The organism is Moraxella sp. CTOTU47915, from assembly GCF_031986685.1.
Classification (GTDB): Bacteria; Pseudomonadota; Gammaproteobacteria; order Pseudomonadales; family Moraxellaceae; genus Faucicola; species Faucicola tetraodonis.
Genome location: NZ_DAMAAE010000009.1, coordinates 24349 through 41414 on the forward strand (window position 1 = coordinate 24349; position 17066 = coordinate 41414).

12 protein-coding genes are annotated in these 17066 nt (G+C 46.4%); 3 read left to right on the plus strand and 9 right to left on the minus strand.

Annotated features, from left to right (window positions below; genetic code table 11):
• Positions 1-2 precede the first annotated feature (2 nt).
• From RTL34_RS08345 to RTL34_RS08365, 5 genes are all read right to left on the minus strand, one after another.
• Positions 3-1448, minus strand: coding sequence for an L-serine ammonia-lyase (locus RTL34_RS08345; RefSeq protein WP_312116131.1), 1446 nt, complete (start codon positions 1446-1448; stop codon positions 3-5).
• A gap of 198 nt (positions 1449-1646) precedes the next feature.
• On the minus strand, positions 1647-2834 hold the full coding sequence (locus RTL34_RS08350; protein WP_312116132.1) for an ABC transporter permease: 1188 nt from the start codon (positions 2832-2834) through the stop codon (positions 1647-1649).
• Positions 2834-4288 carry an ABC transporter permease gene (locus RTL34_RS08355; RefSeq protein ID WP_312116134.1) on the minus strand — a complete coding sequence of 485 codons (1455 nt, stop codon included), beginning with the start codon at positions 4286-4288 and terminating at the stop codon, positions 2834-2836. The genes RTL34_RS08350 and RTL34_RS08355 overlap by 1 nt, the downstream gene beginning before the upstream one ends.
• Positions 4289-4296: 8 nt before the next feature.
• Positions 4297-5508 carry an HlyD family secretion protein gene (locus tag RTL34_RS08360; RefSeq protein ID WP_312116136.1) on the minus strand — a complete coding sequence of 404 codons (1212 nt, stop codon included), beginning with the start codon at positions 5506-5508 and terminating at the stop codon, positions 4297-4299.
• Positions 5509-5554: 46 nt separating this feature from the next.
• Positions 5555-7510: a TolC family protein gene (locus RTL34_RS08365; protein WP_312116138.1), complete on the minus strand. Its 1956-nt coding sequence runs from the start codon at positions 7508-7510 to the stop codon at positions 5555-5557.
• Between the two features lie 622 nt (positions 7511-8132).
• Between RTL34_RS08365 and RTL34_RS08370 the strand changes: the two genes are divergently transcribed.
• The gene (locus tag RTL34_RS08370; RefSeq protein ID WP_312116249.1) at positions 8133-9416 is read left to right on the plus strand and encodes a replication-associated recombination protein A; all 1284 of its coding nucleotides are present in this window, start codon (positions 8133-8135) and stop codon (positions 9414-9416) included.
• A 39-nt stretch (positions 9417-9455) separates the two neighbouring features.
• Here the strand turns inward: RTL34_RS08370 and RTL34_RS08375 are convergent, their stop codons facing one another.
• Positions 9456-10109, minus strand: coding sequence for a BLUF domain-containing protein (locus RTL34_RS08375; RefSeq protein ID WP_312116141.1), 654 nt, complete (start codon positions 10107-10109; stop codon positions 9456-9458).
• A 449-nt stretch (positions 10110-10558) separates the two neighbouring features.
• Between RTL34_RS08375 and ribBA the strand changes: the two genes are divergently transcribed.
• A complete protein-coding gene (gene ribBA, locus RTL34_RS08380; protein WP_312116144.1) occupies positions 10559-11674 on the plus strand; it encodes a bifunctional 3,4-dihydroxy-2-butanone-4-phosphate synthase/GTP cyclohydrolase II in 1116 nt (371 codons plus the stop codon).
• A gap of 98 nt (positions 11675-11772) precedes the next feature.
• Here ribBA and RTL34_RS08385 read toward each other — a convergent pair whose 3' ends face one another.
• Both RTL34_RS08385 and RTL34_RS08390 read right to left on the minus strand, forming a co-directional pair.
• A complete protein-coding gene (locus tag RTL34_RS08385; protein WP_312116146.1) occupies positions 11773-12246 on the minus strand; it encodes an acyl-CoA thioesterase in 474 nt (157 codons plus the stop codon).
• 64 nt (positions 12247-12310) lie between these two features.
• Positions 12311-13285, minus strand: coding sequence for an acyl-CoA thioesterase (locus RTL34_RS08390; protein ID WP_312116148.1), 975 nt, complete (start codon positions 13283-13285; stop codon positions 12311-12313).
• Between the two features lie 183 nt (positions 13286-13468).
• Here RTL34_RS08390 and plsB point away from each other — a divergent pair, with 183 nt between their 5' ends.
• Entirely contained in the window at positions 13469-16222 is a 2754-nt protein-coding gene (gene plsB / locus RTL34_RS08395) for a glycerol-3-phosphate 1-O-acyltransferase PlsB (protein ID WP_312116151.1), read from the plus strand.
• 60 nt (positions 16223-16282) lie between these two features.
• Here the strand turns inward: plsB and RTL34_RS08400 are convergent, their stop codons facing one another.
• Positions 16283-17008, minus strand: coding sequence for an SPOR domain-containing protein (locus RTL34_RS08400; protein WP_309593856.1), 726 nt, complete (start codon positions 17006-17008; stop codon positions 16283-16285).
• Positions 17009-17066: the final 58 nt, after the last annotated feature.

Here is a 17066-nt window from a genome sequence, read left to right on the forward strand (position 1 = left end):
CACTAACATTGACTGTAATTGACCGTCACATCCAGCGTCGGAATCAGATTTGATTGGGCGGCAAAATCCTCATCTAGGACATTGATAGCAAGCCCGCCCATTGCGGTCTCTTTATATTTTGACATCATATCTCTGCCTGTCTCTTTCATGGTTTTGATGGCTTTATCAAGCGATACCACATGCTGCCCATTGCCTTTAAGCGCAAGCCTTGAGGCATTAATCGCTTTTACTGCCGCCATGGCATTGCGTTCGATACAAGGCACTTGGACCAACCCCGCAATCGGGTCACACGTCATGCCAAGGTGATGTTCGATGCCAATTTCGGCAGCATTGGCACATTGGGCAGGACTGCCGCCAAGCACATAGGTTAACCCTGCCGCCGCCATCGCACACGCCGAGCCGACTTCCCCTTGACAGCCCACTTCTGCGCCTGAGATGCTGGCGTTTTCTTTGATAATGATGCCAATCGCCGCAGCAGTTAGCAGAAAATCATGTAACCCCTGCAGCATATAACTTGGACAAAAATCTCGATAATAATGCATGACCGCAGGTATCACGCCTGCTGCACCATTAGTGGGAGCAGTCACCACGCGTCCGCCACTGGCGTTTTCTTCATTAACTGCCAAGGCATAGAGATTCACCCAATCCATCACGGCAAGGGCATCATTAAACGCTTTTCGGCTATCGGCAGCGGATAACTGCTGATAAATCGCCTTGGCGCGGCGCTGTACTTGTAAGCCCCCTGGCAAAATACCATCGTGGCGACAACCATCATTGACACAGTCTTGCATGACTTGCCAAATGTCGTTAAGTCCACCCAGCAGCTCATCTTCACTCAAGTTAGCCAGTTCATTGGCTCGAACGACCTGGGCGATTGAGAGTTGATGGTGTTGGCAAATTTGTAATAATTCTTTGGCGTTGTTAAAGGGATAAGGTACTGGTTTTTTGACGCTTTCAATCACCGGTTCTTTTGCTCGGGCTTCTTGCTCGGTCTGCACAAACCCGCCGCCGATTGAATAATAAGTATTTTGGTAAACAATTTCATTGCCTGTAAAAGCAGTGATAGTCAAAGCATTGGGATGATGGGGCAGCGATACCCTACCATTTAGGATTAAATCCTTGTCAGCAACAAAGTTAATCTCATGCTGCTGATTTAGAGACAGCGTGCTTTGCGCTTGGATATCGGCAATTTTTTGTGAAATAGCGGTGACATCCGTCGTCTGTGGTTGCTCTCCCATCAAACCTAGCATCACCGCTATATCACTACCGTGCCCTTTACCGGTCGCGCCGAGCGAACCAAACAGCTCGACTTGCACCCTGTCCACCTGCGTCAGTAGCTGCTGCTGTGATAATGCGCTAACGAACAGGTTCGCCGCTTTCATCGGTCCGACGGTATGCGAACTTGAAGGTCCAATCCCAATTTTAAATAAATCAAAAATACTGATCACTGATAAATCCTATATGCCAATCAGTTGAAAAATTCAATTATGTTGTATCCATTGTGTTAGATAACCACGAATTGCCCATCTGTGTCAATGTGCTATCGAAAAGTTTATCAAATGATAGATGCTCGCTACACGCATCGCAAATTTGGCAAGTAACCACCTGTGTAACCGTATGAGGAAGAAAATAACCGTTGGCAAGGATTAATCTGCTAACGATTCACTTTCTTTACTCGCTAATAAAAGTAGCAGCAATAAACAAACCAAGAAAATCATCATGAGTGCCATGAGATACACGTTGACATACGCCAGTGGCACGCCCATTTGGTTGAGCATCACAGAGGCATTCATCCCCGAGGTGCTAGGCAATACCCAGCGCAAATACTGCAGTGGCTCAGGCAGCATTTGATACGGCCACGAAATCCCTGAGACAAACAGCATCGGCATTGAACTTGCGACCAAGATTTGCATCGCCCGTTCTCGCGCCCCAAACCACACCCCAAGTAGACAGCCCAGTGCCGTTACCGCAGGGAAAAACAGGGCAAGCAGTACCAGTGAGCCCGCCAGATTTTGGTTACGGATATAATCATTGTTGGAAAATACCCAGCCATAATAAAAACAGCCGAGCACAAAACCAAAACACGCCAACCCCAATATTCGCGCAAGCCACGTTTTTATCGAAGCGCGGTGCATGTCTTGCTCTGCCCAAGTACCCACTAGCATTGCCGTGCCCATCAAAAACATCTGCTGCAGAATCAATATCGCAACCGCAGGGACAATGTAGCTACCATAGCCTTCGGTACGGTTGTATAACGGATTAATCGTCAGCGCAACCGGGGAAATATTGTTTTTGGCAACCGTGATGTCTTGCCCGATGGCAACATTTTTTTGTACTTTCGCCCCTGCGGACACGGTGCCGATGACTTCTAAAAACCCCGTTTGTACTTGTTTATTGAGCAAAAAATAGTTACCGTTGGCAAGGATACTCACCTTGGCAGGTTGTCCTGTGGTCACTTTTTGATACAGCCCTGAGGGTATCACCATGTAGCCTGCAATCTTGCCTTGCCACATCAGCTGCTTGGCACTGTTTTCATCGTTTACAATGGTGCTTTGGATGCGCGGATTGGCTTGGGCGTAGCTGATAATGGTCTGCGATAAACTTGAATGGTCATAATCCACCACTGCCACAGGAACATGACGCACCACTTCTTTTGAATACGGCCACGGGTAAAAAAAGCCATAAATAATCGGGGCAATCAGTAGCATAGTAAGCACCCCTTTGTCTTGAAACACGCTGCGCCACACATGCAAAACTTGCAGCAAAAAACCGCGCTCCCAAATGTTGGCAGTTTTGCTTACGTCGACTTTGCTGGGCGTTGTCTGGGAGGGCATCAGCGTTGCCCCCATTTTTCAGGCTTCAGCAAGGCCTTTTTGGTCAACAATGCGGCTAACAACAAGGTAATCATGACGGCAATAAAAAATCCGATAAAGCTGCTATAGGCAAACGATGGCGGTGCGCCCATTTGTAATTGGGTGGTTTGCAAGTTGAGATAATGGGTTAATGGCAGGGCATTTGCCCAACGCTGCGCGGCAGGACTCATCGCCAAAAATGGAAATGTCACCCCTGAAAAAGCAAATGACGGCGCGGAGATAAATCCGGTAAATGACAAGCCTTGACGATACGAAAACGTGCCTACTGTGACAATCACCCCAAGCCAGAACGACACCATCATAAACATTAAAAATATCAGATAAGTAATCGCCACGGACGCCAAACGTATGGGGAAAATTTGCATCACCAAGGTCAATGCCACCGCGGCCCAAAGCGTATAGGCAAACATCGCCCAAATTAGTTTGCCATTGAGCCCTGCAATAATCAACCATAGTTTGGGTTTTTCGTGCCCTAGTGTGACAGGATGGCTATGATTAAAGGGGCGGTTAAAGGCGTGGCTACTGGCATGGTTACTGGCAAATTTGGGGGATGTTAGCGACTGGTACCACTCACCTAGCGTCTTGTCGACCAGCTCTCGCCCCACGGTTGACGCCCCAATCACCATTGATAAAATATGTAGCAAGGCTGGTACCACAGTGACCGCCAAAAATTGCTGATAGTTATTGGCGGTATTAAACAGTGCCACACTTTGCGATTGTATCGGTGCATAACTGGTTTTGGTCAGGGTGATATCTTCGCCAATGGCGACTCGCCGCTGCATCTCCGCCCCTGCCGAAAAGGTACTAACTGCTGTCTGTACCGCTTTTTGTATCATGCCTGAATGCGTGCCATATTGGGCATTGACATTGAGTAGCAAGCGCGAGGTTTTGCCAGCCAGTAGATTGGTTGAAAAATTCTCTGGGATTTCAACCACCGCCATGACATCGGTAGTCTCGATGGCTTGCTGAGCGGCAGCGGCACTATGAAGACTTTTGACCACCGCAACTTCAGGCGTCGCATCAATATAACGGATAATCGTCGCAGATTGCGCAGAGTGGTCATTGTCTATGACCGCAATCGGAATCCCGACTGCCATGCCTTTGCTAAAAATCCACCAAACCAAAAATATCAATACGATGGGCATCCAAAACATCAAGGAAAAATCCCAGCGATTTTGCACCAAAAAATCCCATTCACGGCGCGCACTGTGCCAAAACGCCGCAAAGAATTGCACAAAGCCTGAGCGGTTATCAAACTGCGCATACGCATGACGCTGATGGTCATTGTCACTAGCCCTAGCACTGTCACTAGCACCGTCACTGGCATTTGGCACAGCGGACGATGTCGGTGACGCTTTAGAGCCCTTGTTTGATGCCAGTTTTGATGTCAGTTTTGATGTCGATTTTGATGCCATAGTTGACTTCATTGTGTTTGGGTTGGCTGACGGCTTGCCGGTATATCAACCAATACGGTCATGCCCTGTCTTAGGCGTGTATCTGACTGGCTCGGGCGCGCGCGAATCTCAAAGGTACGCATATCAAAGCCGTCTTTGCTGTTGGTCGGGCGCCACGTGGCAAAATCTGATAGCACGGAACTTGCGTACACTTTAAACACTTGGCGGTAAGGCTGATTGTTGACCGATAACGCAGGGACAGTACCGCTAAATTCACTACCGACTGCAAAATGGTTTAGGTTATTTTCGGTAACGTTAAGCACGACCCATTGGTCTTTGGGGTTAACAATGGTCATCAGTGGTACGCCCTGTCCAACCACTTGACCTGATTTGACAATCACGTTGTCCACGATACCCGCAATCGGACTTTTAAGATTGGCTTCTTCTTTGGCAACCATCGCTTCTTTAAGCTTGCCTTCTACTTGGCTGACTTGCGCTTGGGCAGCGGTTTTATCTTCACTGCGCGCGCCTGTTTTGGCTAACTCATATTGCGCTTTGGCGATTTTGGCTTTATCGACACTGGCGACATAGTTGGTATAGGCTTCGTCACGTTTTTGGCGTGACATCAAGCCTTCTGCCGCGAGTCGGTTGATACGCTCATAGGTGACTTTGGCAAGGTCAGCCGCGGATTGGGCAGCATCGTATTGGTATTTTGCCATTTCAATTTCTTGCGGTCTTGCGCCATTATTGGCTTTGTCCAGTTGGCTTTGGGCTAATTCTTTGCCTGCTTGTGCTTCTTCGACCTTGGCATTGATTTCTGGGCTATCCATATCAATCAAGCGTGTGCCGACGCTAATTTCATCGCCTTCTTTGACATAAATATTGGCAATACGACCGGCAACTTTGGCAGCGACAGGCGTTTGCTCTACTTCCATATGCCCTTGGATGGTCACAGGCTCGCTGCGCGTTTTGCGCTTGTCTTTGATTAGCCCCCATGCGACCAGTCCAATCAGCCCAAGGATAATCAAAGCTATAATGATGGTGCGGATTTTACTGGGTTTTTTGGTAGGCGGCACGTAGCGGCTATCCGTCGTAGCGGCTGACAGGCTGTCCTCTGCGTGCGGCTCATCGGCAGCTTGGGCGTTCATCGCTGCCTTAGCATTATCCGCAGCGCTGTCCAAAGTGTTGTCTTTAGCGTTGTCCATCGCATTGTCTGGTGTTGGGTTTTGTGGATCAGCCATACGGTAAGCCTACTGGTGAAATAAAGACACGGGTTAAAATAATTGATTAGTTCTTACGATGTTCAAAATAAATCGCGGGTAGCTTGACGTCCGCTGCCTGCATATAACGGTTAAACTCTAGCGGCGTACCGCAGCTTTGCATCAAGTCTGCCATTGCCTGTACATAATCATTTGCCGCTTTGGCTTGTTCGGTTTTGGCTTTTTCCAAATTGGCTTCGGCTTGCATCACTTCTACGGCCGTGTTGACGCCTTCTTTAAATCCAAGCTGACGAAAGCGTAGCATCTCACTGGCAAGCTCAATATTGGTATTTAAGGCAATAAAATTATCGCGTGCATTGTTGACTGTTTGCCAATTTTTTTCTACCAATAACATAATATTATCATTGACATCCACTTGGCTAAATTCGGCTTGGTGCAGCTTGGCAAGGCTAGATTGGGTACTGGTACGGCGATCTACCCCACCCCACAATTTCCAGTTGGCAGACACTCCAGCAATCCAATTTGGGTCAGCGTCGATTTCAGAGCGACCAAAGACGGTGACATTGGGTTTGTAGGCGGATTCACTAAATTCATGCAGCGCTTTGGCTTGGTTGTATTTGGCGGCAACCTTATCAAACCCTGGGTGATGCATTTTAGCCTGCTGCTGAAAATAACTCAGCGGCGGCAACGGCTTGGTGGATACAAATAAAGGCGATGTCGGTTTGATAAAATACGGCGTCCGCAGTAATCGCTGTAGCGCGGTCATGGCAAGCTCAGCATCGTTCAGCGCTTTGCTATTTTCGTATTCGGCATCGGCTAAGGCTTTTTTGGCTTCCAAACGCTCGACTTTTGAAATCAGCCCCACATCCAGTGCGCGCTGTGCGGCATGGTCGGTGGCACGAATCGCATTGAGTGCATCGGCGCGTAGATAAGCTGCCATGATGGCAAGCTGGGTTTGAAAATAGCGTTTGGTAAGCGTGGTGTATTGTTCATCCAGTGACAAGTCAGCATCGGCACGGCTTTCATCCGTCATACCATTGAGCAAACTGGTCACTGCTTCGGTTTTATGTCCGTTATAAGCAGACCACAGCACGGTGACATTTGCGCCTGTTCTATTTTTGTCGACATTGGCAGGGATGCTATTGGGAATCGGGTCGGTGATTAAGCCACCGATATCAACAGGGGTGGTAGGCAGTGGCAAAGTGATGGGCAAATTGCCAATATTGTTATTGACTGCGTTGTCAATGGCTAGGTTGTTTTTAATGCCCGTGGTATCTATATTGTTATCCACATGTACATGCGTGGCACTGGCACCCAGATACACAATCGGTTTGTTTAAGCCTTTGGTCGACTCAGCTCGCAGCTCATTACTCACGATTGCCGCATTGTCAGCCGCGACTTTGGGTGATACTTTGACTAGGTACTGCTGCGCTTGTGCCAGTGTCAAATTACTGGGCACATCCAGGCCATAACTTGGCGGATAAGGCACCCCATTATTGATAGTAGGATCGTAGCTGAGCCCAGCTACTTTGCCACCTTTGACGTCATTGGCGCGGGTCGCGGTTTTTTTCGATGGCGTGTCTGCTGATGGTGCGTCCGTGACAGGGCTAGCATTGAGTACAGGCTCAGGATTGGGCGGGGTATTGATTACCGGCGTAAACTCTGCGATGTCGCCACTGGTACTGGGCTGCAATCTGCTAGTGGGCTTTATGGTTGGCGCTACTGGCGTGATTTTAGCCGATGTTTTAACAGGCGGCTTGTTAGCATTTTTAGTGGAACTACTGGTCGTTTTGGTGGTTTTTGTTGTGGTCGTGGTTGTGGTTTTTGTTGTAGTTTTTGTCGGGGTCGTTTTGGTAGTGCTGGGTTTGGTGACCGTGGTCGCAGCAGTCGCAGCCAAAGATAAGGACAAATTCAACGAAACCATTGCCGCCGTAAACGTAGATAGGGTAAGCACGCGTGATAGTGGCTGCAGATGATGGCTTACTGGGTAAGTCGATGGTTTGATGGATTGGTGTAATTTCATACGACTCGCTAATAACTTGCCTATGGCTTTGCCGCAACATAACAACCCCGCAAGCCGTCAATTACCCTAGTAATTGATGCGGTCGCTGTTACGATGCCCGTATTACCAAAAAACTGTCTTATAAAAAACTGTCTTGTTAAATAATGCTTAATTAAATAATAATGAAATACCAAAGTGAGCACTAACTGTCAGTTTGAATATTAACTAAAGTATGAGATTGTAAAAAGAAAAAACTGACCCGTCAATCTACACTTGTCATATTAACAATATTGTAGTTTTTTTAAAAATATGGCTCATTAAGCCTCACATCATTACTGTTTATTTTTATTTAACAAAGTAAAAATATTTCTCAATCCAAGTAGTCACACAAATCAAACAAGTTAGCTTACCGCTGTCATTTAAGCATGCTAAAATTCTTAAAAAACCCTCGTTGTTTTTGATGCAGTTACTTTTACCAAGTTAATTTGCAAAGCTACTTGTGCCAAACTACTTTTACCAAGCTACTTTCACTAAGTTAGTTTTACTAAATAAGTACCGCACTTAGCTACAATTCCAATTTAAAAAATAGTCAAATCGCTGAAAACCTTCGACTAAGTAATCCAGTTAAACTTATACCTTAATGATGAATCAACTCGCTCAAATCCCCCTTGCCCAACGTGTCCGCCCAAAGTCGCTTGACGAGGTAATCGGACAAACCCATTTGCTCGGTGCCAATGCACCGATTCGCCGTATTGTTGAGCAAGGTTACTTGCCATCGATTATTTTGCATGGCGAAGCAGGCATCGGCAAAACCACCCTAGCCATGCTATTAGCCGATGCAGTGGGTCGTCCTTTTCGCCCGCTCTCGGCTATCAATGCAGGGGTCAAAGAGCTGCGTGAAGTACTGGCAAAAGATGACGGCTTATTTGGCGAGCCGCCGGTGGTATTTGTCGATGAGATTCATCGGTTTAACAAAGCCCAGCAAGACGCACTCCTCGGCGCGGTTGAGTCAGGGGATATTACTTTAATTGGTGCGACCACCGAAAACCCCTCGTTTAGTGTCAACAATGCCCTATTGTCTCGTTGCCAAGTATATCGGCTCAATCCCTTGAGTGAAGATGAAATTAGCCAAGTACTACAGCGTGCCATCAACGATGATGCAGTTTTTAAACAATTTAAGATTGAAATACAATCAAGTCAGGCGATTTTTGCACTATCGCAAGGCGATGCGCGTAAGGCATTGAATTTACTTGAACTCGCCATTCAATCAAGCCCCAATTTTAAGCAAGGCAGCCAGTCAGCGATTGTGGTGACTGATGACAATGTCATCGCGGTGGCAGGTGCAAGCTTGGTACGCTACGACAAATCGGGTGATGGCCATTATGACCTAGTGTCAGCGATGATTAAGTCAGTCCGCGGCAGTGACGCTGATGCAGCACTGTATTGGATGGCGCGGATGCTGACAGCGGGCGAAGACCCTGCCTTTATTGCGCGGCGGTTGGTGATTTTGGCAAGTGAAGATATCGGACTTGCCAATCCTAATGCGTTACTACTTGCCGATACCGCCCTGCGAAGTGTGCAGAGCATCGGTATGCCTGAAGCGCGGATTATTTTGGGGCAAGTGGTGGTGTATTTGGCGACCTCGCCGAAGTCCAATTCTAGTTACCAAGCCATAAATAAAGCGATGCGACTGGCTGAAAATGACCAATCGCCTGTACCGCTACATTTGCGTAATGGCGTCACCAAGCTGATGCGCGCCGAAGGGTATGGCGCCAATTATATCTATCCGCATGACTACCCCAACCATTACCACCCACAGCAGTACCTGCCTGATAATTTGCTGGGCACGCGGTTGTTTGACTTTGCTGATAATGCCAAAGAACAGCAAACCTATGCCTTTATACAGTGGTTAAAGGGCAGTGGTTAAAAAAGCAGTGGCTAAAGGGTAATCATTGAAGAGCGATGATTAAAGCGCGGCGGCTAAAAAACCCGTCAAAGCAGACAATGGATGATTTAGCGCAGCCAAATGAACCCTATTCTGTAATACCCAGTATATCACCAGCAATAAAAACACCAATAAAAACCCAAGCTGAATCCACAAAAAATAGCGATGCTTAAAGCCCAAGCGGCGCAGCTTGGCATGGCTATAACTGCCCTTATCAAAGTTGGTATGTTGATGCCTTTGCCATTTGCCCGAACGATAATAGTTTTCTACATCCGCAAGTAACCTTGGTACACTGGCGCTATCAAATTGCGCAGTTTCAAAATAGCCTAGCAGGGGGCTAATATCATCGACATCATCCATATCGTTGACGTTATCTAAATTGATGCAGTGCATTTTCCAATGCCCAAACAGTCTATTGGGCGCCTGTCCCTGCTCAATGACGTGAATATTTTTGTGTCTTTTATCGGCGTTGATTTTGTCAAATAGCTGGGTTATCGCGTTCTTGCTGCCTTCCATATATTGTAGAAAGTTGCCTTGCTTAAAAAATAGTACGCTATTGACATTTGCCTGGGTGTTGCGCGCAGCTGCCTGACGATAAATATCAATCAATGTCATGTTATGCAAGCTTGCTTGTAAGGTAATTTTGCTCGTGTAGATAAGATAAAAGACTGACATCACAGAATCCTTAGGTAAGTAAATCGGTTAGACGTCTATGACTTTTTAATAGCGTTTTTAAAACGTATTAAAAATGTAATTTTTATTAATTATTAACTAATAATATACCATTTTTTTAAAATTTTGTTCAAAAATTATACAAAATTGTCAATTTTTGTTAATTTTTTGACAAATTTAGTCGCATGTTTTATCTGAGTGTAGTACTAACATTTATGGCTATCAATATTTCGCTGCTTAGACTCACTGAGTTAATGCTATAATAGCGCGCAAATAAGAAATGGGCGCGCATACTAGCTTCACCCAGTTTGATGAGGTGATGTTAAGGTTAATTTTGACAATATTTTGAACAATACTAGCTGATAGCGCTTATTTTCTGTCCCTATTTGTTAATCAGTTTTTTAGTTTTTTAATCAATGTTATTCCAATAAATAGCTAACAAAGGCACTTTTATGGCATTTAATACAACGGCAGAAATTATCGATGACATCCGTGCAGGCAAAATGGTCGTTTTGATGGATGATGAAGACCGTGAAAACGAAGGCGACTTGTTGATGGCAGCCACCCATGTACGCCCAGAAGATATTAACTTTATGATTACTCATGCGCGTGGCTTGGTGTGTTTGACCATCACCGCTGACCGCAGTGAACAGCTTAATTTACCGCTTATGTCGGATAAAAATGGCGCTAAATTTAGCACCAACTTCACGGTATCGATTGAAGCGGCAGAAGGGGTCACCACAGGTATTTCAGCAGCAGATCGCGCCAGAACCATCCAAACAGCAGTGTCTTCGACTGCCAAGCCAGAAGACATCGTACAACCTGGTCATGTATTCCCGATCGTGGCACAAAATGGCGGTGTGCTACATCGTGCCGGTCATACTGAAGCCGGCTGTGACCTAACACGCTTGGCAGGACTTGAACCTGCCGCAGTGATTTGTGAAATTATCAAAGAAGATGGCGAAATGGCGCGCCGTGATGACCTAGAGATTTTTGCCAAAGAACATGGCTTAAAAATCGGCACCATCGCCGATTTGATTAACTACCGTATTGCCAACGAGCAAACGGTCGAAATGGTTGCAACCTATCCTATGCAAACTGAGTTTGGTGAGTTTACTGCTTATCGTTTTAAAGAAAAAAATTCAGAGGATACCCATTTGGCACTGGTCAAAGGCAACCCTCAAGAAGGCGTGAGCACTGTGCGGGTGCATAGTTTCCAACCATTGCGCGATTTATTCACCGTGCAGCTACCCAACAGCGGTAAGAGTAACTGGGATATCCATGCCTCACTCAAAGAAATCAGCGAATCAGAGCGTGGCGTGTTTGTCTGGATTGGGCATCAGCAAGCGATTGATATGGGCGAAGCGCTCGATAACTTTGTCGCTGACAAACCCAACTCACCGCTTAATCACCAACCCTACCGCAGCATTGGGGTTGGCTCACAGATTTTACGTTATCTGGGCGTGCGTGACATGCGTTTGCTGTCATCACCGCTCAAATTCAACGCGTTATCAGGGTTTGACCTAAACTTGGTCGAAACCGTTGCTAACCCAGACCACAAAGAATGATTCATCAGATAGCAATTTATCAGACAAAAAAAGCCATAAGCATTGCAGCTTGTGGCTTTTTTTTAACAATTTTAGTAACAGTTAAATTTTAGCAACAGTTAAACCGTATGACTTTCTAACTCGGCAAGTTGTTGGCGTTGACCCTCAGAAATCGGTTGTTTGTTTTTGCCATTTTGGTCAAAAAACACAATGACGGACGACACGGTAGCGACGACTTTTTGCTGGGCCGTGCTAAAGTAAACATAGTCATGGGTCAGACTGGTATTACCTATTTTTTTGGCACGAATGCCAATCCAAAGCACATCGGGGAAAGTGACCGAATTCAAATACTGGCAAGATGACGAAGCAATCACGGTATGGGTTTGTAAGTTAAACATATCGACTTGTTCAAGGTAGTGGATACGCGCGCGCTGGGCATAGTTGTAATACACCACGTTATTGACATGATTGAACGCATCCATATCGCCCCATTCCACTTTTTGCTCATAGATAACAGCAAAGCCTTTTAATGGGTGATTGTCTTGTTGGGCGATGTTCTGACGGGCAGCATCACTCATTGGGGGATTGGACATATTTTCCTCTCTCATACGGCTACTATTTAACACGAGTTAACACAAGATAAAAATTATTGAATCACTAGCGCAGTCGCATTAGCCCTTGCTGCTGGGTTGTGGCGACCAATTTGCCATTTTGCCAAAATTGACCGTGGTTTAGGCTTTTTGACTGTGACGTGGTATCGCACCACATGTTATAGAGTAACCAATCATTCATATCAAATGGGCGGTGAAAATGCATACTATGGTCGATACTTGCCGCTTGCAAGCCTTTGGTCATAAAGCTAATCCCGTGTGGCATCAGCCCTGTACCAATCAAATAAAAATCAGAAGAAAATGCGAGCAGTGCTTGTTGCACTTGAATTGACTGTTTACCCAGCTGCGGAATACGTAGCCAGTTGGCTTGGCTAGGCTCCATGATTTTTGGATGAATCGGGTCACGCGGCTGTACTGGCTTGATTTCGATATGACGCTGGCGCATAAAGCGCGCTTTTAGGGCATCAGGGATTTTGCCTACCACTTGGTCTTTGAGCTGCTGCTCGGTCAGCAACACATCTGGCGCAGGATACGTTGGCATCGCTTGTTGATATTCAAGCCCTTCTTCAAACGGTGAAAAAGACGCCATCATGGTAAAAATAATGCTCGGTTGATTATCGTCATCATATTGGCGTGCTATCACTTGACGTGAGGCAAGGCTACGACCATCACGTAATTTCTCGACTTGGTAATATACAGGCTTATTGATATCGCCACCGCGCAAAAAATAGCCATGAAATGAGTGGCAAGGTTTTGCATGCTCCACAGTATGGCTGGCGGCCATCAATGCTTGCCCCAGTACTTGCCCACCAAAGATACGCGCACCGACATAGTCGTGGCTTTGCCCAATAAATACACTGTCTTGATACGGCACGAGGGTTAAGGTTTCCAATAACTGCGTGACTAATTGTTGCCAAATCGCTTGCGGCTCAAACTGCTGCGTTACGGCTGTTACGGGCACCTGTGGTTGGTGAGTGATATCAATCGTATGGGTATGGTTTATATCTTGCTGGCTTGCCATAGACGCTCTTATCATTAACGTTATTTTGGGTAGATAAAATGGATTAAAGTCACTCATTATACAAGAATTTTTGAGTGATAAGGTTTAGAAATTCATCAATCTATGGCATGATAAGACATATTTTAAACCTTGTATTTATCTTTAAAAAACTTACGAAAAAATCACGCAATCACTAGGCATACTATGAATCACGTAGGGAAAAATTCAGGCACTACCCAAGCGAACAACAAAGGTACCCATCCTGCTGCGACCCCGCTGTTAAAAAATCTTTACCGACAAGTCTCTGGCAAATTATTGGGGCTCGCCGTCAAATCCCAACTCATCGGCGACATCCCCAATATTAGCGAAACTAGCACCGATGTTAGCGATGATAATTTACCGCTAGCTAGCAATAACTTAGCAAGCGCCAATACCAATACCTCAAGCCAGCGACTCACCTTTTATGTGCTCAAAGAGTATTCTCGTAGCAACAGTATTTTAATTGACCTAGAAACCAAACAATACGACCTACCCCCTGCCCTAGCCAATGTCATCGATCGGGCGCATGGTATTGATGAAAATACCGCAATGATTTTTTTGCATCACCATAAAACAGAAAAGCTGTCTCATGACAGCGCCGTATTCTCACCTCGCCTATTACGCTTGATTGAAGCCGTCGAGCAATACCCAACACTACACATTGATTTTATCCCTGTCACTATCTTGTGGGGACGCGCCCCAGAAAAAGAAGATTCGCTGTTTAACCTCCTCACCGCTGATGAATGGCAAGTACCCACCATCAGTAAACAGCTATTTAATATCGGGGTCAAAGGGCGGGATACCTATGTGCAGTTTCATTCACCCAAAGACCTGCGTGGCATCATCGAAGATGAGATTAGCAAGAACCCTGTGCTGCAAGCCGATAGCGTGGCACCCACTGATACTGCTAGTAACGACCGCCATCATTTACACACCATCACTGAACGGGTACAGCAGCGTTTAGAAGGTTATCTGGATAAACAACAAGAAGCCATCTTGGGCCCTGACTTATCAGACCGTCGCAATGTGGTCGATAAAATTCTGTATACGCCTGCCATTCAGCATGCCGTGAATGTCGATAGCAAAGAAAACTCACGTGAACTCGCCAAAAGCCGCAAATTGGCGCGTGGCTATTTGAACGAGATTGCCAGTGACTACTCGTCTGCAACCGTGCGCTTTTTTGACCGCTTTTTGACCTGGCTGTGGACACAGTTGTATGACGGGGTTGAAGTGGCGCACTTTGAGCGGGTACGCGAACTGGCATCCGACCATGAAATCATCTATGTGCCTTGCCACCGCAGTCACATGGACTATCTGTTGCTGTCATACGTAATTTATAAACGTGGGTTGCGGGTGCCCTACGTTGCCGCAGGCGAGAATCTAAACATCCCCGTGCTAGGTCAAATACTACGCAATGGCGGCGCTTTCTTTATGCGTCGCAGTTTTAAAGGCAATCCGCTGTACTCTGCGGTGTTTCGTGAATACGTACATAGTATGTTGATGCGCAACACGCCGATTGAGTACTTCATTGAAGGCGGACGCTCGCGCTCAGGTCGCTTGTTACCGCCCAAAAAAGGAATGCTAGCGATGACAGTACAAAGCCATCTGCGCCAAGCGGGCAAACCGATTGTCTTTATCCCGACCTACATCGGTTATGAACGTATTATGGAAGGCGGCACTTATGTGGGTGAGCTTAAAGGTAAGCCCAAAGAATCCGAGTCGCTGCTAGGTCTATTAAAAGCCAGCCGAAAAATCGAGCGTATCTTCGGTCATGTGCACGTCAGTTTTGGTCAGCCGCTGTATCTAGCTGATTTTATGAAAAAATTTGAGGTTGCCCCAAATACCCTACCCAAAGACCGTACCGATAGTGATATGCCTGCCAATGTCACTCACATGATTGACAATTTGGGCATCAAAATCATGCAGCGTATCAACCGCTCTGCGGTGCTTAATCCAGTCACTTTGCTATCTTTAGTACTGCTCGATACGCCGCATGGTGCACTCGATGAGCAAAGCTGTCGTGAACAGTTGGCACTGTATCAACGTATCGCAGAAAAAATCCCGTATGATGATGATGTATCAATCACCCAGCAAAGCCCAGAATCCATTATTAACTATGGTGTCAAGCTTAAACTCATCGAGCGCACCCCACATGTGCTCGGTGACTTGATTCGTATTGCGGACGGTCAAGCGCCGCTACTGAGCTATTTTCGCAACAATATTTTGCATATTTATATCATCGCGTCACTGTGTGCCTCATTGATACAGCGTAATGGCACCATGAGCCTAAACACCATTGAGCGGGTGGTGGGTATTATGTATCCTTTCTTGCAAGCAGAGTTGTTTTTGAAATACCCACTGCGCACCCTAAATGACACTTTGCGTGAGCATATCGATACTTTAGTCGAAGAAAAAATCATCGTGGACAAAGGGGTGAATGCGGACGGTCATCGCATCCTGACCACGCCAGAGCCGAATACCCGTAGCTATCAGCAGTTGACAGTGCTTGCCAACTCAGTTGAGCAAAGTTTAGAGCGCTACTTTATGGTACTTGCGCTGCTGAGTCAGCAAGGCTCAGGCAAACTCACCAAAGATCAAGTGATTGATTTGGGTCATCTGCTCGGTCAGCGCCTATCCGTGCTATACGAAGATGACATGCCAGATTTCTTTGACCGTGCCTTGTTTACTAGCTTTATGGATGCGCTAGAGCGTTTGGGCTATATTACGGTGTCGGCTAGCGGGGTGATTGAGTTTGATGCTCGCATTCATACCATGGCAAAAAGCGCGCGATTTATCCTTAATATGGACGTGATGCATATCTTACAGCAAATTTCACAACTGACTGATGAGGAAATCAAACGCACCTTGACTGAACTGCAAAACAAAAAGCAACGCAAATTTAGTCGTAAAAAAGCTTAATGCCACCAAAAAATAAAAAACCGTGTTATCACAACACGGTTTTTTTGCCTGCAAATCAGCCTAGCGACGCTGCTCGACAATCAGTGAATCAATGCGGCTATTTTGTAGTTGGCGCTGGGCTTGTGCCGCCATCTCTGGGCTACTCATGGCGCGAGAGATAACTTGATAGACAGTTTGGTCATTGCTTAAGCGTTTTTTGACGATTTGGGCATCCACCCCCGCCATTAGCACTTCAGCACGGCGTTTATCCGCATCATCAGCATTATCAAAGCTATTGATTTGCAAGATATAAGTCCGCGTAGGCTCTTCATTGCCAATCACTATGGCATCGGCACTGCTTTTGTCATCGGCAGCGGTGCTGGTGTCTATCGTGCTATTGTTGGCTGAAGCGCGTGGCTTGGTACCGTTATCATCAGACAACAAGGGATTATCGACCACGCTGACATTCGCTGATTTTGGCGCACTGGTGCTGTCAGGTTGGGTCAACACCACATCAGGCTGCGCCGAGACTGGCTGACTAGCAGCGGCCTCGTCGGGGACTGCACTGACCTGCTGTTCTTTGAGTAAGTCATAGAACTCGTAGTTATTGGTTTTGGGTTTGTCTTGCACCTTTGGCTGCACCATCGGCGCTTCGTCGCTGCTCGTGGTTTTGCCTTGGTTAAATGGATTCCACAAATAAACAAACAAACCAATCCCCACGGTCAATATCATGCCCACCAACATGGCAGCAAAAAACGACATCGTACTTGGCGCTTTACGCGGGGTCGCTCCTTTGGGTCTTGCCATCATTATCTCCTACGACATGGGATACGGTAATATTACAGCGTTTTTAGCGTATCTTAAT